Source organism: Pigmentiphaga litoralis (assembly GCF_013408655.1).
Lineage (GTDB): Bacteria > Pseudomonadota > Gammaproteobacteria > Burkholderiales > Burkholderiaceae_B > Pigmentiphaga > Pigmentiphaga litoralis_A.
On sequence record NZ_JACCBP010000001.1, the window covers coordinates 3,183,694 to 3,199,827 of the forward strand.

13 protein-coding genes are annotated in these 16,134 nt (G+C 65.1%); 10 read left to right on the forward strand and 3 right to left on the reverse strand.

Going from position 1 to position 16,134, the window contains the following annotated elements; translation table 11 throughout:
- The first annotated feature begins 13 nt into the window (after positions 1 to 13).
- The 10 genes from HD883_RS14410 (at position 14) to HD883_RS14455 (ending at position 12,866) form a co-directional block, all read left to right on the forward strand.
- Positions 14 to 1,207 (forward strand): CaiB/BaiF CoA transferase family protein, encoded by a 1,194-nt coding sequence (locus tag HD883_RS14410; protein WP_179584291.1) that lies wholly within the window; start codon positions 14 to 16, stop codon positions 1,205 to 1,207.
- A 26-nt stretch (positions 1,208 to 1,233) separates the two neighbouring features.
- Positions 1,234 to 2,025: an amidohydrolase family protein gene (locus HD883_RS14415; RefSeq protein ID WP_179588558.1), complete on the forward strand. Its 792-nt coding sequence runs from the start codon at positions 1,234 to 1,236 to the stop codon at positions 2,023 to 2,025.
- A gap of 43 nt (positions 2,026 to 2,068) precedes the next feature.
- Positions 2,069 to 2,992, forward strand: coding sequence for a LysR family transcriptional regulator (locus HD883_RS14420; protein ID WP_179584290.1), 924 nt, complete (start codon positions 2,069 to 2,071; stop codon positions 2,990 to 2,992).
- An 8-nt stretch (positions 2,993 to 3,000) separates the two neighbouring features.
- The gene (locus HD883_RS14425) at positions 3,001 to 3,999 is read left to right on the forward strand and encodes a Bug family tripartite tricarboxylate transporter substrate binding protein (RefSeq protein ID WP_257022197.1); all 999 of its coding nucleotides are present in this window, start codon (positions 3,001 to 3,003) and stop codon (positions 3,997 to 3,999) included.
- A 172-nt stretch (positions 4,000 to 4,171) separates the two neighbouring features.
- Positions 4,172 to 5,551, forward strand: coding sequence for a hypothetical protein (locus tag HD883_RS14430; protein WP_179584287.1), 1,380 nt, complete (start codon positions 4,172 to 4,174; stop codon positions 5,549 to 5,551).
- Between the two features lie 329 nt (positions 5,552 to 5,880).
- Entirely contained in the window at positions 5,881 to 8,226 is a 2,346-nt protein-coding gene (locus HD883_RS14435) for a catecholate siderophore receptor Fiu (protein WP_179584285.1), read from the forward strand.
- 69 nt (positions 8,227 to 8,295) lie between these two features.
- A complete protein-coding gene (locus tag HD883_RS14440) occupies positions 8,296 to 8,976 on the forward strand; it encodes a Fe2+-dependent dioxygenase (RefSeq protein WP_179584276.1) in 681 nt (226 codons plus the stop codon).
- A 58-nt stretch (positions 8,977 to 9,034) separates the two neighbouring features.
- Entirely contained in the window at positions 9,035 to 9,835 is an 801-nt protein-coding gene (locus HD883_RS14445; RefSeq protein WP_179584274.1) for a glucose 1-dehydrogenase, read from the forward strand.
- Positions 9,836 to 9,839: 4 nt separating this feature from the next.
- Positions 9,840 to 11,708 carry a glycoside hydrolase family 15 protein gene (locus HD883_RS14450; RefSeq protein WP_257022204.1) on the forward strand — a complete coding sequence of 623 codons (1,869 nt, stop codon included), beginning with the start codon at positions 9,840 to 9,842 and terminating at the stop codon, positions 11,706 to 11,708.
- 90 nt (positions 11,709 to 11,798) lie between these two features.
- Positions 11,799 to 12,866 (forward strand): Bug family tripartite tricarboxylate transporter substrate binding protein, encoded by a 1,068-nt coding sequence (locus tag HD883_RS14455; RefSeq protein WP_179584272.1) that lies wholly within the window; start codon positions 11,799 to 11,801, stop codon positions 12,864 to 12,866.
- Positions 12,867 to 12,890: 24 nt separating this feature from the next.
- Here the strand turns inward: HD883_RS14455 and HD883_RS14460 are convergent, their stop codons facing one another.
- From HD883_RS14460 to HD883_RS14470, 3 genes are read right to left on the reverse strand one after another with little or no spacing between them, the layout of a single operon-like run.
- Positions 12,891 to 14,270 (reverse strand): amino acid permease, encoded by a 1,380-nt coding sequence (locus HD883_RS14460; protein ID WP_179584270.1) that lies wholly within the window; start codon positions 14,268 to 14,270, stop codon positions 12,891 to 12,893.
- Between the two features lie 34 nt (positions 14,271 to 14,304).
- Complete coding sequence (locus tag HD883_RS14465) at positions 14,305 to 14,991, reverse strand: GntR family transcriptional regulator (protein ID WP_179584268.1); 687 nt, start codon at positions 14,989 to 14,991, stop codon at positions 14,305 to 14,307.
- 36 nt (positions 14,992 to 15,027) lie between these two features.
- A complete protein-coding gene (locus HD883_RS14470; RefSeq protein ID WP_179584266.1) occupies positions 15,028 to 16,008 on the reverse strand; it encodes a Bug family tripartite tricarboxylate transporter substrate binding protein in 981 nt (326 codons plus the stop codon).
- Between the last annotated feature and the right edge of the window lie 126 nt (positions 16,009 to 16,134).

Sequence of the window (16,134 nt, forward strand, 5' to 3'; positions counted from 1 at the left end):
TAGGATCCTGTCCATGACGACATCCCCCTCTTCCCGACGCGGGCCCCTGACGGGCATCCGCGTGCTCGACCTGAGCGCCTATATTGCCGGTCCCTACGGCTGCACCCTGCTTGCCGACCAGGGCGCCGAAGTCATCAAGATCGAACCGCCCGTGGGCGACAACCTGCGCAAATACCCGTCCACGCTCGAAGCCGAAAGCCGTGCGTTCCTGGGCGTGAACCGCAGCAAGCTGGGCATTGCGCTCGACCTGAAGCAGCCCGCCGCGCTGGACGTGCTGCGCGATCTGGTCCGCGACGCCGATGTGCTGGTGCACAATTTCCGGCCCAACGTTCCGCCGCGCCTGGGCATCGACTACGACACGCTGCGCGCCATCAATCCCCGGCTGATCTACTGCGCCGTGACGGGGTACGGCGAGACCGGACCGCTCAAGGACAAGGCCGGGTACGACCAGGTGCTGCAGACCATGACCGGCATGTGCGTGCTGCAAGGCAAGCAGGACGGTCCGCCCGAGATCCTGTACGGGTCCATCGTGGACTACTACGCAGCCTCGTTGCTGGCGGGCGCCGTGGCGTCGGCCCTGTTCGAACGCGAACGCAGCGGCGAAGGCCAGTATGTGGGGGTGTCGCTGTTGCGCAGCGCGCTTGCCCTGCAATCGGCGCGCATGGTGTGGGCCGAAGGCGAACCGAAAGACGTCGGCCGCGACATGCGGTCGGGCGGCATCACGGGCATCCACCCGACCCGCGACGGCTACATCTACATTTCGGCCAACACCCCGCATTTCTGGAAAGCCCTGTGTCTGAAGACCGGGCTGGACGAACTGCTGGCGGGCGATCGATACGACAGCGTGCGCAAGCGCGCCCAGCATCACACCGAAATCGTGCCCAAGCTGCACGCGGCCTTGCAGGCCCGGTCGGCATTGGAATGGGAAGCCCTGTTCGGTGAAGAAGTGCCCTGCTCGGCCGCCCGGTCGGTCGAAGACATGTTCGACTTTCCGCAGGTGCAGGCCGAAGACATGGTGGCCGTGTTCGAGCACCCGTCGCTGGGCACGTATCGCGGCTTCAAGCGCGCGATGGTGCACGGCCGCACGCCCGGGCCCGAGCCCTTTGCCGCGCCGACCCTGGGGCAGCATTCCGATGCCGTGCTGAAGCTGGCCGGCCGCAGCGATGACGAGATCGCAGCCTTGCGCGCCAGCGCCGCCGTGCTGTGACAGACGCCCTGGCGTGCGATGCGCACATGCACATCTACGACCCGGCGTTCCTTCCGGCGGGCGCGCCGCCCCTGCCGGTAGTGGGCACGGGCCATGACTACCGCCGGGTGCAGCCTGTGCTCGGCACCCGCCGCACCGTCGTGGTCACGCCGCGCAACTTCGGCACCGACAACCGCGTCACGCTGGCAGCCATCCAGGATCTGGGCCGCGAGCACACCCGCGGCGTGGCCGTGGTTCGCGACGACGTCACCGATGCGCAATTGCAGGCCTTGCACGAGGGCGGGATCCGCGGCATCCGCTTCACGCTGTACACCCCGGCCCATGCGGTCGTCGGCTTCGACATGGTCGAATCGCTGTCGCACCGCGTGCATGAACTGGGCTGGCATGTGCAACTGCACTGGACGGCGGCGCAGATCGTGGAACACGAATCCTTGCTGCGGCGGCTGCCGTCAGCCATCGTGTTCGATCATCTGGGGCGGCTGCCGGTGGAACGCGGCGTGAACCATCCGGCCTTCGGCATCATTCGCCGTGAGCTCGATGGCGGCAAGGCGTGGCTGAAGCTGTCGGGACCCTACCTGGATTCGGCGGTGGGCGAGGCAGGCGGCTACCGCGATACCGATAGTCTGGCCCAGGCCTGGGTAGCCGCGGCGCCTGACCGGCTGGTGTGGGGCAGCGACTGGCCGCACGTGACCGAGCGGGTCAAACCCGACGATGCGTCCCTGGCCGCCCTGCTGGCGCGCTGGGTACCCGACGCGGCGCAGCGCCAGCGCATCCTGATCGACAACCCCGAAGCGCTATACGGATTTCGCCAAGGGTAAACGTCAGATATATCCCGAATGGCGTGGACGATATGATTTCGATATGGAATTTCGTCACCTGCGCTACTTTCTGGCGGTGGCCGACGCGGGCCACATCACCCGCGCGGCCGAACAGCTCGGCATCCAGCAACCGCCGCTCAGCCAGCAGATCAAGGCCCTTGAACAGCAATTGGGCCTCGCCCTTTTTCACCGGCATCCCAAAGGCGTCAGCCTGACCGATGGCGGCCGCCTGTTCGAAGCCGAAGCGCGCCGCATCGTCAACGACACCGAAGCCATGCAGGCCCGCATGGCCCTGGTCGCTCGCGGCGAAACGGGCCGGCTCGATGTGGGCATTACCAGTTCGGCGGGCGCCCACGCCTTTACGCCGCGCGTGCTGCGCGCCTGCCGCATCCATGTGGCGTCCGTCGCGCTGACCATTACCGAACGCAATGCGGCCGAGATCACCGACGCGGTGGCCGATGCCCGCCTGCATTGCGGACTGCTGCGGGTGCCGGTTGCAACGCCGCCGGGCCTGTCGTTCGAAACGCTGCTGCGCGAGCCCGTGATGGTGGCACTGCCCGCCGATCATCCCCTGGCGCAGCGCACGGGCCGCCGCGCGGCCCAGCCGCTGTCGATCCTGGACCTGCGCGATGAATCGTTGATCCTGGTGCGCAAGCCCGGCGCGCCCGGGCTGTATCAGAACCTGCTGGCGCTGTTCAATGAACAGGGTTTGCAGCCGCGCATCTATGCCGAGGTGGAGCGCATGACCACCAACATCAATCTGGTGGCCTCGGGGATGGGCGTGTCGATCGTGCCGGCATCGATGCGGACCCTGCATCCGGAAGAAGTGGTCTACCGGCCGCTGCGCGAAAGCGCCAGGCTGGACGCGCCGATCACGCTGGTCTATCGCACGGCGGATTGCGTGGGCGCCACGGCGCGGTTCGTGGCGCTGTGCCGCGAGACGGCGCAAGCCACCGCTCAACAATGAGCGTGCTCATGACACGACGGCGCCTGCTGCTGGCGGGCATGGCACTGGTGGCGCCAGGCGCTACCGTCCTGCTGGCGCCAGGCGTGGCGGCGGCGCAGCCATCGCGTCCTGTTTTGCCCAGACCGCTGCGGCTGGTGGTCGCCTATCCGCCCGGTGGCGTGAGCGCCACGCTGGCGCATGTGCTGGCCGAAGAACTGGCTGCGCCGCTGGGCGTGCCGGTCATCGTCGACTACCGCGCGGGGGACGGCGGCAGCGTGGCCATGGGCATGATCGCCCGCGCGGCGCCCGATGGCACGACCCTGGTGTTTTCGGCGATCACGCCATTGACGGTCCGGCCACTGGTAGGCGCCGTCACCTACGATCCGCTGCGTGACATTGCACCGGTGGCAGGCGTGATGCACACGCCCTTGCTGCTGGTCGGCACACCGGCCTTGCCCTTCGATACGCTGGCGGACACGCTGCGCCACGCACGGGCGCATCCCGGTCAATTGCGATGGGCATCTTCAGGCATCGCCACCACCGGCCACATGGTCATGGAACAGGTCAGCCGCGCCAGCGGCACACGTATCGTTCACGTGCCCTACAAGGGCGGCGGGCAGCAACTGACCGATGCCCTGGGCGGCCAGTTCGAACTGCTGTCGACCAACGTCAGCGAGATGTCGTTGCGCGCCATCGCCGCCGGCCAGTTCAAGCCGCTGGCCGTGGGTGCACCGGCTCGATTGCCCGTGCTGCCGACCGTGCCGACCTTCTCCGAACTTGGATTTGAGCAGGCCAATCTGTCGTCTTTTTTTGGCGTGTTTGCACCGGGCGGGACGCCGCTTTCAATATTGAACGCGCTCAATCAGGCGATTAATGCGGCGGTGGCGTCGCCGACCTTCCAGCAACGCCTGGCCGCCACCGACAACCTGCCGGCGAGCGATACACGCGACGCGTTTGCTGCGCGGATCAAGGCCGATTTTGATGCGAACCGCGCCATGCTGCGGGCGGCGCCACTGCGCGTTCGCTGAAGCGCGGGGACGCGCCACGGTTGGCGTGCAAACCGGCCGGCATGCAGACCACCGGCGCATCTCCATATCCCAAAAATATGAAGACACCCGTTTCCATATATTTGACGCTAATGTGACACGTCTCTACGATGGTTGCGCAGAACAACTACACAAATTCCTCCGGAGACACTTCATGCGTACCACCCCCCTTTCCCTTGGCGCGGCCGTTGCCGCCGTCATGTTACTTGGCGCCTGCGGCGGCGGTGACGACAACAACGACACCAGCACCACCCCGGTCGCATCGGGCGAAAAGGCCCCCACGTCGGCTACCTGCCCGTCTGTCGTGCCGGCCACGGCCAAGTGCCTCTCCGGCCAGGACTCGGCCGGCGCCTTCTACCTGATCGCGATGCCCGAAAAGTGGAATGGCGACCTGGTCATGCACGCCCATGGTGGCCCGTCATTGGACGCGCCGACACCGGCACGCGCCGTAGAAGACCTGGAACGCTGGACCATCATGGTCAAGCAAGGCTATGCCTGGGCCGGCTCGACCTTCCGCCAGGGCGGCGTCGAAGTGCGCGCCGCCGCGGAAGATACCGAACGCCTGCGCAAGATCTTTATCGAACACGTGGCCAAGCCCAAACTGACGATCCTGCACGGTCAATCCTGGGGCGGCGGCGTGGCAGCCAAAGCGGCCGAGACCTATACCGCAGCCACCAACAACGGCAAGGCACCCTACGACGGCGTGCTGCTGACCAGCGGCGTGATCGCCGGCGGCAGCTATTCGTACGACTTCCGGCTGGACCTGCGCGTGGTCTACCAGTACCTGTGCAACAACCATCCGCGTCCGACCGAAGCGGCCTACCCGCTCAACCTTGGCCTGCCCGCGGGCGTGACCATGACGTCTGCCGACCTGACCGGCCGCGTCAATGAATGCCTGGGCCTGAACAAGACCGCGGCACAGCGCACGGCGGAAGAAACCCGCAAGATCCGCACGATCGAAAACGTCATCAAGATCCCGGCAAGCTCGATCCAGTCGCACATCAACTGGGGTACCTTCCACTTCCAGGACATCTCGAGCAAACGCACCGGCGGCGCCAGCCCGTTCGGCAACATTGGCGTGCGCTACAGCGGATCGGATGACGACGCGGCGTTGAATGCGGGCGTGCTGCGGTATGCCGCCGACCCGACGGCGGCCGCGAAATTCGCGGCCGACACGGATCCGAACGGCAAGATTCCGGTGCCGGTGCTGACCATGCGCGGCACGCAGGACCCGACCGCGTTCGTTGAAATGGCCAACTTCTTTGGCCGCACCATGACCCGGGCCGGCACCGCCGACCATCTGGTGCAGACCTTTACGAATGACAACGCGCACAGCTACCTGAGCGACCCCGCCTACGTGACGATGATGTCGTCGCTGACCAAATGGGTCACGCAAGGCACCAAGCCGACACCCGCCAGCGTCGCCGCGGCCTGCCCTGCCTTCGAAGCCGAATACGGCGCCGGCTGCCGCTTCCTTCCGGACTACATGCCCGCCGCGCTGGAAACGCGTATTCCCCCTCGCCAACGCAACTGATCTTTTCGTTTTGAGCTGCCCAAGGCGGCGTGCTGCGAAAGCGGCACGCCGCTTTTTTATTGCCCGCGTCGGATGGCAATGTCCAGCCCCCTTCATGCCGCGACGTAGATACGGCCACGCCATTCCCGCAAACCACTCAACACATCTGCCAAACAAAACTCCACATTTCTTCACAATTCAAATGATATCCATTATCATTCGTATTACTAATTACATTCAGTCAAGAACCACTCATCCAGGGCACAGCGGATCTGGCTCCGCCAGTCCGCCAGTGCCGCCCCCGGGGGAGGCGCGAAGCGCCCAGGGGGGGGTCCCCTACAGGAGCACCCATGTCGTACATCAAGAGCCGCAAGCATCCCGCTGCGCCGCGCCGCCCATCGACTGCCGCGGCCACCGCCGCCGCCCTCGCGGCGGGGATTGCCATGCATCCGGCCAGCGCCCAGACCGCCACCGGCTCGACGACATCGCTGCCCGAAATCACCGTCAGCGGCGAAGCGCAAAACGACTACAAGGCCGATGCGCTGTCCTCGCCCAAGTTCACCGAACCGCTGATCGACACGACCCGCACCGTCACTATCATCAAGGAAAGCCTGTTCAAGGAACAGGTCGCCACCACGCTGACCGAAGCGCTGCGCAACACCCCGGGTGTCGGCACTTTCTTCCTGGGCGAAAACGGCAACACGACCACGGGCGATGCGGTCTACATGCGCGGCTTCGACGCCAGCAGCAGCATCTTCATCGATGGCGTGCGGGACACCTCGACTGCCTCGCGCGACGTGTTCAACGTCGAAAGCATTGAAGTCATCAAGGGGCCATCGGGCTCGGACTACGGCCGCACATCGCCGACCGGATCGATCAACCTCGTCACGAAACAGCCGCGGCTGGAAAACTTTGCAGCCGGCACCTTGAGCCTCGGCACGCAGAACCAGCGCCGCGTCACGGCCGACTTGAATCGCGTCATCGAAGGATGGAACGGCGCCGCATTCCGCCTGAACGTGATCAAGCAGGACAGCGACGTGCCTGGCCGCGATCATGTGAACAACGATCGCCTGGGCATCGCACCGTCGTTGGCCTTTGGCCTGAACGGCAACACGCGGGCCTTCTTCAACTTCATCCACACGAAGCAGGACAACGTGCCCGATGGCGGCGTGCCGACGATCGGGCTGCCGGGGTACAGCGCACCATCGGCGGCGGCCGTGCCCACCAATCCGACTCCGGCGAATCCCGGGCCACTGCCTACCGCGACGCAAACCCTGCTGAACCAGCTCAACGGCGCCCCGCGCGTGCGCTCGCGCAACTTCTACGGCACCAGCAGCGATTTCGACGACGCCACCACCAACATGCTGACCGCGCGTATCGAGCATGACCTGGGCAACGGCAATCTGCTGACCAACACCACCCGGTACGGCCGCACCGATCACGACTACATGCTGAACGCGTTCATGCCGACGGGCAACAACCTGAACATGTCCGGTCTGCCAACGGACTGGACGGTGGCGCGCAGCACGCCGACCAACGTCGATCAGCGCAACACCATCCTGACCAACCAGACCAATCTGCGCGCCACGGCCATGACGGGCGGCCTGAAGCACACCATCAGCGCGGGCCTTGAACTGACGCGCGAAGAGCAGATCAACTACGCCTTCGTGGCGCGCAACACGGGCGGGGCGGGCACGGCCCCACCGGCCAATCTGTACAACCCCGACTGGAATGCGCCGGGCTATAGCCGCATCAAAGGTCCTGGCCAGGCCACTGGCACCACCCGGACAGCGGCGATCTATGCCTTTGACACGATCCAGGTCACCGACCGTTTTTCGGTGAACGGCGGCGTGCGGTATGACCGCTACAAGACGGAATATTCGTCGAATCCCTTCACTGCCACCGCGACCGCACCTGCCATTGATGTGTCCAAGTCAGGCAATCTGTTCGGCTGGAAACTGGGCGCGCTCTACAAGCCCGCGGATAACGGCAGCGTGTACGCCGCGTACGGCGTGTCGCAACAACCCCCGGGCGGCGCGGCCTTTTCATTGAGCACGTCGGCCAACAACGCCAACAGCACGGCCTACGATCCGCAAAAAGCCAGGACCGCCGAAGTCGGCACCAAGTGGGACTTTCTGGAACGCCAACTGGGTGTCGCCGCCGCCTTGTATCGCACCGAGATCACCAACGAAATCATTGCGGATCCCGTCAGCCAGGGCGCCTTCATTCAGTCCGGCAAGAAGCGCGTGCAAGGCGTCGAACTGTCCACCGTCGGCCAGATCACCAAGGCATGGGCCATCAACGCGGGCTACACCACCATGCACACGGCCGTCACCAACGGGGCGAACGTCGGCGCCGACCCGGGCAGCAACGCGCTCAACTACACGCCCAAAAGCGCCTTCACCTTGTGGACCACCTACAAGACCCCGTTCGGCCTGACCGTGGGCGGCGGCGCGCGCTACAACGGCAAGCTGCAACGCGGCACCGACGGCGCGGTGGGTACGCCGCGCTACACCGACTCGTATGTGGTGTTCGATGCGATGGCGCTCTATCCCATCAACCGCAATCTGAGCCTGCAGCTCAACGTCTACAATCTGTTCGACAAGGACTACGTGGCGAACATCAACAAGAGCGGCTATCGCTACACGCCCGGCGTGCCGCGGTATGCCTTGCTGAGCGCCAACTTCCGCTTCTGATCGCGTACCCCCGCCGTGTGCTGGCCTCTCCGATCCGGAGAGGCTTTTTTCATTTCAAGGAGGCCCGTGATGATGCTTCATATCCCCGGCGTGTTGACACCGGAGCAGGCTGCCGGACTGCGCGCGCGGCTCGATGCGTCGGACTGGACGGACGGGCGCGCCACCGTGGGTGACCAGGGCGCGCGCGTCAAACGCAATCGCCAGTTGCCCGAAGGCTCGCCGCTCGCGATCGAACTGGGCCGCATCGTGCAGCACGCGGTGTCGTCCCAACCGATGTTCTTTGCCGCCGCGTTGCCGGCGCGCATGATGCTGCCGCTGTTCAATTGTTATGAGGGCGGCGAACACTATGGCGATCATGTGGATGGGTCGGTCCGCATCGTGCCCGGCACCGATCAACGGCTGCGCACCGATGTGTCGTCCACACTCTTCCTGTCCGAACCCGACACCTACGAGGGCGGCGAACTGGTGGTGCGCGACACCTATGGCGAACACGAGGTCAAGCTGCCGGCAGGCGACCTGATCCTGTATTCGTCCACCAGCATTCACCGCGTCGAACCCGTCACGCGCGGCGCGCGCGTCAGTGCATTTTTCTGGACGCAAAGCCTGGTGCAGGATGATGGCCAACGCACGCAACTGTATGAACTTGACGTAGCGATCCAATCGCTGCGCGCGCGCCATGGCGATAGCGAAGAAACCATTGCGCTCACGGCCCACTATCACAACCTGATCCGGCGCTGGGGCCAGACCTGATTCGAGGCATGTTTATTGCTCAACTGCACGATCAACCTTCGTTGCAGATGGAGCGTCCATGCAGATCACACTCGAAAACCAGGTTGCGATCGTCACAGGCGCCAGTTCAGGCCTGGGCGAGGCGTCCGCACGCGCCCTTGCCAAGGCCGGCGCCGCGGTCGTCGTGAATTACCACTCCAAGGCAAAACCTGCGCGCGACCTGGTCAAGGCCATCAAGCAGGATGGCGGTCAGGCCATCGCGGTCGGCGCCGACGTGTCGAACGAAGCCGAGGTCGACATGATGTTCCAGAAGGCCATCGACACCTTCGGCCACGTCGACATTCTGGTCGCCAATTCGGGCATGCAGAAAGACGCCGCAGCCGAAGACATGACCCTGGAAGACTGGAACACCGTGCTGTCGGTCAACCTGACGGGCCAGTTCCTGTGCGCCCGCGCGGCCATCCGGCAATTCAAGGCGCAGGGCGTGCTCGACAACGTGTCCCGCGCCGCCGGCAAGATCATCCACATGAGCTCGGTGCACCAGACCATCCCGTGGGCCGGCCATGTGAACTATGCCGCGTCGAAAGGCGGCGTCGACATGCTGATGCGCACGCTGGCTCAGGAACTGGCGCACCAGCGCATCCGCATCAACGGCATTGCGCCCGGCGCCATCCGCACCCCCATCAACGAGACCGAAACCAAGGGCGCGTCGGGCCGCAAGCTGCTCAAGCTGATTCCCTATGGCCGTATCGGCGATCCGGACGACGTGGCCAACGCGGTGGTGTGGCTTGCGTCCGACCTGTCCGACTATGTGGTCGGCACGACGCTGACCATCGACGGCGGCATGTGTCTCTATCCCGGATTCATCAACAATGGCTGAGTCCATGTCCTATCCCGACCCCATGCCGGACACCGGCCCCATTCCCACGCAAAGGCCGATCGAAGCCCACGGCATCATCGGCGACATGCGCACCGCGGCGCTGATTGCCGATGATGGCACCGTCGACTTTTTCTGCTGGCCTGAATTCGACAGCCCGTCGGTGTTCGTATCGCTGCTCGACACGCCGCGCGCGGGGGCCTTCGAACTGGCGCCGGACCTGCCCGATGCGCGCCACATGCAGGTCTATCTGCCCGATACCAATGTGCTGCTGACACGCTGGCTGGATGAAGACGCCATTGTTGAACTGACGGATCTGATGCCCGTCAATGACGAGGATGATCTGTCGCGCATCGTCCGTACCATCAAGACGGTTCGCGGGCGAGCGCGCATCCGCCTGCGCTGCGCGGTACGCCATGACTACGCGCGTGCCGATACCCGTGCGCGCACGGACGGCGCCGACGTCTGCTTCGAAGCGGAAGGGCAGCCGTCGATGCGCCTGTCGGGCAGCACGCCACTGTTCATTGACGACAACGCCGCGGTGGCGGACCTGTGGCTGGAAGAAGGCGAGACGGCCGAGTTCGTGCTGGGCGGCGCCGACGATCCGTTCGTGCGGGCCGACGACGCGCAGAACTGTTTTGTGCGGACGGTGGAGTACTGGCGCGGCTGGCTGTCGCAGTCGCGATACACCGGGCGCTGGCGCGAGATGGTCGCGCGGTCGGCCCTGGCGCTCAAGCTGCTGACCTCGCGCCGGCATGGCGGCATTCTGGCCGCAGCCACCTTCGGACTGCCCGAAGACCTGGGCGGCGAACGCAACTGGGACTACCGCTACACGTGGATCCGCGACGCGTCCTTCACCATCTATGCCTTCATGCGGCTCGGCTTTACCGAAGAAGCCAATGCCTTCATGCATTGGGCAGCGGAACGCGTGCCGGCCTATGTGGACACCAACGACAATGAAGGCCACGACCCGCACAAGATCCTGGCGGTCATGTATACGGTGGACGGCAATCCGGACCTGAAAGAAGAATCGCTGGATCACCTGAAGGGCTATGCCAACTCGCGCCCGGTGCGCATCGGCAACGAAGCCTACAAGCAGGTGCAGCACGACATCTACGGCGAACTGCTCGACGGTGTCTACCTCAGCAACAAGTACGGCGCGGCCATCTCGCACAAGGGCTGGCGGCACACGATCCAGATCGTGGACCAGGCCTGCCGCGACTGGCGCACGCCTGATGTCGGCATCTGGGAAATGCGCGGCGAATCGCAGCACTTCCTGCACTCGCGCCTGATGTGCTGGGTGGCCATCGACCGGGCTATCCGCCTGGCGCAGAAGCGGTCGCTGCCCGCCCCGTTCGAACGCTGGAACGCCGAACGCGCCGCGATCCACGATGACATCTGGGAAAACTTCTACGACAAGGAGGCCGGGCATTTCGTGCAGCGCCTGGGCAGCCGCGCGCTGGACGGCGCCATGCTGCTGATGCCCCTGGTGCGGTTCGTCGGCGCCACCGACCCCTGCTGGATCGCCACGCTCGACGCCATCCGCGACCGCTTGGTGCGCGATGGCATGGTCAAGCGCTACCTGATGGAAGAGACGCCGTGCGACGGCCTGAAGGGCGACGAAGGCGCCTTTGCGGCATGTTCGTTCTGGTATGTCGAATGCCTGGCGCGGGCCGGCCGGGTGGACGAAGCCCGATCCGAATTTGAGAAATTGCTGACTTACGCCAATCCGGTGGGACTGTACGCCGAAGAGTTCGATCGGCGCGGACGGCATCTGGGCAATACGCCGCAGGCCTTGACCCACCTGGCGCTGATCAGTGCGGCGTCATTCCTGGATCGCAAGCTGTCGGGAGACGAGACACACTGGCAGCCTTGATGTACATTTGTCGCATATTGATAAAAACAGACTGACCTGCGCGACAGCCTGGCAACCCTTGCCAGCCGGCTCGGGTCATCAGGAGACGGTATGCGACACCCTTCACGCCTGTCTGGCGGCCTGCGCGCGACCCGGTTCTACGCTGCCCGAGTCGGCGCTTCCCAGCTCAGCGCTTCCCGGCTCGGCGCAGCTCTTGTCGGCGCGGCCTGCCTGATCGTTTCGACCTTGGTCAGCGCGCAGTCGGGCGCTGCGTCAAACGCGCAATCCTATCCCAATCGACCCATCCGATTGCTGCTCGGCTTTGCCCCAGGCGGCGGATCCGACATCGTGGCCCGACTGGTCGCGCGCCCCCTGGGCGAACGGCTTGGGCAAAACGTGATCGTCGAAAACAAGCCGGGCGCGGGCGGCAACATCGCGGCCGACCAAGCGGCCAAGGCCACGCCCGATGGCTACACCCTGGTGCTGCTGCCCAGCGGCCACGCCAGCAACGCCGCCATGAAAAAGTCGCTGCCCTTCAAGCCGGTGGACGATTACGCGTGGATCTCCACCGTGACCACCTATCCGCTGGCGTTGGTGGTTGCGCCCGACTCGCCAATCCAGTCCTTCGGTGACTTCATCACCAAGGCACGCGCCGCGCCGAACACGCTGACCTATTCATCGGTCGGGGTCGGCACCGCCATGCATCTGGTCGGTGAATGGATATTGAGCGAGGCCAACATCACGGCCGTGCATGTGCCTTTCAAAGGCGGCACCGCGCCGTTGGGCGAACTGCTGGCCGGCCGCGTCAATGTCATGATCGACACCATGACCAGCACGGCAACGCTGCTCAAGGAACAGCGCGTGCGGGCGTTGGCGGTCACGGCGCCCAAGGGCGGCAGCCCCATCGCCGGGGTGCCGACCGTGGCCGACACCTTGCCCAATGTGGTGTTCGAGTCGTGGCTCGGCATTGCGGCGCCGGCTGGCACCCCGCCCGAGATCGTTGCCAAACTCAACGATGCGCTGCGCGCCGTGCTGGCCCAGCCGGACATCCGCCAGCGGCTGACGGACTGGGGCGGGTCGCCTCAGGCCAGCACGCCCGCCGAATTTCGCGGTCGCGTCGAACGCGACATTGCCAGCCTGCAGGGCGTGATGCGCGAACGCAAGATCGAACAGGAGTAGAAGGCGAGGCGGCGTCGGGCCAGGTCAGCCCGCGTCCGGCTCGGCCGGCGTCAGGTTCGATCCCGGCTTGCGCAGTCGATACCCGATCGCCAGGGCGATCATCCACACCGGGATCAAGATCACCGACAAACGCATGCCGGGCGTCAGCCACATCACCACCAGAATGCCCGCCAGGAACACCAGCGTGATCACGTTGGTCAGCGGGTAGCCGATGCTGGGGAACGACGTGCGCGCCCCGGCCAATCGCTTCTGCTGCCGGAACTTCAGGTGAGTCACCGAGATCATGAACCAGTTGAGCACCAGCGACGACACCACCAGCGACATCAACAGTTCAAAGGCCCGCGCCGGGATCAGGTAGTTGATGACCACGCACGATGCGGTGGCCACCGCCGACACGCCGAGGGCGGCCAGCGGCACGCCGCGCCGGCTGACATTGAGCAGCGCGCGCGGCGCATTGCCCTGCTGCGCCAGGCCGTACAGCATGCGGCTGTTGCAGTACACGCTGCTGTTGTAGACCGACAGCGCGGCCGTCAGCACCACCACGTTGAGCACAGTGGCGACCACATTGCTGTCAAGCGCATGGAAGATCAGCACGAAGGGACTGCCGCCTTCGACCACCTTGGGCCACGGATACAAGGACAACAACACCACCAGCGATCCGATATAGAACAGCAGGATCCGGTAGATGACCTGGTTGGTCGCGCGGGGAATGCTGCGCGCCGGATCGTCCGCTTCGGCGGCCGTGATGCCCACCAGTTCCAGCCCGCCAAACGAAAACATGATGACCGCCATGGCCATGGCCAGGCCGCCCACCCCGTTCGGAAAAAAGCCGCCCAACTGCCACAGGTTGGCCAGGCCGGCTTCCGGGCCGGCATTGCCGCTGGCCAGCAGATAACTGCCGAAGCCGATCATGCCCACGATCGCGATCACCTTGACCAGCGAGAACCAGAACTCCATCTCGCCATAGATTTTCACGTGGGCCAGGTTGATCGCATTGATCAACACGAAGAACACGGCGGCCGACACCCAGGTCGGAACGCCCGGCCACCAGTACTGGATGTAGATGCCGACCGCCGTCAGTTCGGCCATGCTGACCAGCACGTACAGCACCCAGTAATTCCAGCCCGACGCAAAGCCCGCAAAGTGGCCCCAGTAGGCATTGGCAAAATGGCTGAAGGATCCGGCTACCGGTTCTTCGACCACCATTTCGCCCAGCTGGCGCATGATGAAGAACGCCACCAGGCCGGCCAGCGCATAGCCGAGCAGCACCGACGGTCCGGCCATGCGGATGGTCTGGGCAATGCCCAGGAACAGGCCCGTGCCGACCGCCCCGCCCAGCGCGATCAGCTGGATGTGACGGTTCTTCAGACCACGTTTTAGTTGCTGAGGGGCGGACGACGCCATGCGCTTCCTTTGAAAAGAGGGGATCGCGATCCGGTCAGGGCGCCAGCACTTCCTTGGGCAGATTGACGATGAAGTCGGTCAGGCCGTTGGCGTCGCTGGCCGGACGCATGTGGTCCACCATCGCGCTTGACGCCGACTCGGCATCGCCCTTCTGGAAGGCTTCGACCACGCGGCGGTGCTGCTCGAACGAATTGCGGATCTGGCCCAGCGCCGCGAAGGCGTGCCGGCGGTAGTAGCCGGTGCGGGTGCGCATCCGCAGCACTTCCTGCCGCAGATAGGGGTTGCGCGTGGCGCGATAGATCAGCTCGTGGAAACGCAGATTGCTTTCCTGCCATCCCGCCACGTCGTCGGCCTCGGCCACCTTGCGGCTGGCCTCGTGGTGCCGGACGATGATGTCGAGTTCTTCGGGCGTCATGCGCTGGCAGGCCAGCCGCACGGCCACGCCTTCCAGTTCAGCCAGCAGTTCCCACAAGGACAGCAGTTGCTGCAGGTCCATCTTGGCGACGATCATGCCGCCGCGCGGCAGGCTGGTCAGCAGCCCCTGCGCCTGCAGTTGCAGCAAGGCCTCGCGCACGGGCGTGCGCGACACGTCGTATTGAAGCGCGAGCTCGGCCTCGTCGACCGATTCGCCAGGCAGCAGCGACCCATCCTTGATGGCTTCTTCGATCTCCATCCGGATCCGGTCGCTGGCTTTCGTGAAAACTTTCTTTTGGCTCCTCATGCCGCAAGTTTCTCACATTCGGGTGCGGGTTCCGGCCTACTCGGGCGTAATTCCTGCCTGTTTGACGGCGGCGCCCCACTTGACCGTTTCGGTGCGGATGAACTCGCCAAATTGCGCGGGGGTGCTGCCCACCGGTTCGGCGCCCGCCTTGACCAGGGTCTCGCGCACATCCGGCTGGGCCAGGATCTTCACGACCTCGTCATGCATGCGCTGAATCGCCGGTGCGGGCACCGACGCCGGCGCCACGATCCCGGTCCAGCCGGTCACCACGACCGACGGCAACCCGGCTTCGGCGGTCGTCGGCACATCGGGCACCGCGGCGGATCGGGTCGGCTGGCCCACCACCAGGGTGCGCAGCTTGCCGCTCTGCACTTGCGGCAACAGCGCCGGCATCGTGCCGAAAATGAAGTCCACCCGGCCGCCGATCAGGTCGACAATGGCCGGCGCTTCGCCCTTGTAGGGCACATGCTGCATTTCGGCTTTGGCCGCGCCTGCCAGCAACTCGGCCGCCAATTGCGACTGGTTGCCGATGCCGGCCGACGCAAACCGGATCGACCCGGGCTTGGCCTTGGCGGCGCCGATCAGGTCGCCCAGGGTCTTGTAGGGTGAATTCGCGTTGACGACCAGCAGGAAGGCGATCGACGTCGTCTGCGTGACCGGGCGGAAGTCGCGCGCGGTGTCGTAAGGCATCGACTTGTAGACGTGCTGGTTGATCGTCAGTGTGCTGGGCGATGTCATCAGGAAGGTATGGCCGTCGGTCGCGCGCGCCGCCGCTTCGCCCGCGATCAGGCCATTGGCGCCGGCCTTGTTGTCCACGACCACGGCCGCGCCGATGGCATTCGACAGCTTCTGCCCGATCAGGCGCGCGGCAATGTCGATGCTGCCGCCGGCCGATTGCGACACGATCAGGCGGATCGGTTGCGTCGGCCAGGCCGCGGGCGCGGGCTGCTGGGCATACAGGGCGGTCGACGTCAGACAGGCAGACATCGTCAGCAAGGCAATCACGGGGCTTTTCATGGCGGTTCCAGTCGGGCGGCGAAGGGTGGGAAGCAAGAGGGTCGAGGGAGCAGACGAAGCAGTGATCGAAGCAGTAGAAGCAGCAGTGATCGAAGCGGAAGCAGCAGACGAAAAACCGTCGTCCCG

Coding starts and splice junctions, on each gene's coding strand:
- HD883_RS14410 (WP_179584291.1), top strand. CDS start 14: ATGACGACATCCCCCTCTTCCCGACGCGGGCCCCTGACGGGCATCCGC.
- HD883_RS14415 (WP_179588558.1), top strand. CDS start 1,234: ATGCACATCTACGACCCGGCGTTCCTTCCGGCGGGCGCGCCGCCCCTG.
- HD883_RS14420 (WP_179584290.1), top strand. CDS start 2,069: ATGGAATTTCGTCACCTGCGCTACTTTCTGGCGGTGGCCGACGCGGGC.
- HD883_RS14425 (WP_257022197.1), top strand. CDS start 3,001: ATGACACGACGGCGCCTGCTGCTGGCGGGCATGGCACTGGTGGCGCCA.
- HD883_RS14430 (WP_179584287.1), top strand. CDS start 4,172: ATGCGTACCACCCCCCTTTCCCTTGGCGCGGCCGTTGCCGCCGTCATG.
- HD883_RS14435 (WP_179584285.1), top strand. CDS start 5,881: ATGTCGTACATCAAGAGCCGCAAGCATCCCGCTGCGCCGCGCCGCCCA.
- HD883_RS14440 (WP_179584276.1), top strand. CDS start 8,296: ATGATGCTTCATATCCCCGGCGTGTTGACACCGGAGCAGGCTGCCGGA.
- HD883_RS14445 (WP_179584274.1), top strand. CDS start 9,035: ATGCAGATCACACTCGAAAACCAGGTTGCGATCGTCACAGGCGCCAGT.
- HD883_RS14450 (WP_257022204.1), top strand. CDS start 9,840: ATGTCCTATCCCGACCCCATGCCGGACACCGGCCCCATTCCCACGCAA.
- HD883_RS14455 (WP_179584272.1), top strand. CDS start 11,799: ATGCGACACCCTTCACGCCTGTCTGGCGGCCTGCGCGCGACCCGGTTC.
- HD883_RS14460 (WP_179584270.1), bottom strand. CDS start 14,270: ATGGCGTCGTCCGCCCCTCAGCAACTAAAACGTGGTCTGAAGAACCGT.
- HD883_RS14465 (WP_179584268.1), bottom strand. CDS start 14,991: ATGAGGAGCCAAAAGAAAGTTTTCACGAAAGCCAGCGACCGGATCCGG.
- HD883_RS14470 (WP_179584266.1), bottom strand. CDS start 16,008: ATGAAAAGCCCCGTGATTGCCTTGCTGACGATGTCTGCCTGTCTGACG.